Genomic DNA, 388 nt, shown 5'->3' with positions numbered 1-388 from the left:
GGACCGCGGTCGCGCGCGCGGCGGTCGCGGTGCGGCTGTTCGCGGCGCAGCGGCGCACCTGGTACGAGACGCACGCCCGGCTGGTGCTGATCGAGGCGCGGGTCGCGGCGGGGCGTGCCTCGGGCCGGCTGGTCGCGGACGCGGCGGAGGTGGCTGAGCGGCTGGCCGGGTTCGGGGCGCCGGCCGCGCCGGAGGCGTCGCTGCTGGCGGGCCGGATCGCGCTGGAGCTGGGCTGGACGGCCGACGCGGAACGGCATCTGGCGGTCGCCGCGCGCAGCCGCCGCGGCGGGCCGCCGCTGGCGCGGATGACGGGCTGGGCGGCGCAGGCGCTGCGGGCCCGGGCGGCCGGGTCGGCGCGGGGCGTGCTGGAGGCCTGCCGGCGGGGTCT

At 82.7% G+C, this 388-nt stretch carries 1 pseudogene; it reads left to right on the top strand.

Annotated elements, in window-relative coordinates:
* Positions 1–388 (top strand): annotated as a pseudogene (locus tag GTW67_RS06430) (CHAT domain-containing protein); the annotation flags it as partial.

The sequence above is a fragment of the Streptomyces sp. SID5910 genome, assembly GCF_009862125.1.
GTDB lineage: Bacteria > Actinomycetota > Actinomycetes > Streptomycetales > Streptomycetaceae > Streptomyces.
Note: the sequence above shows the minus strand (reverse complement) of the source record. Positions and strands in the feature narration are given on the sequence as shown.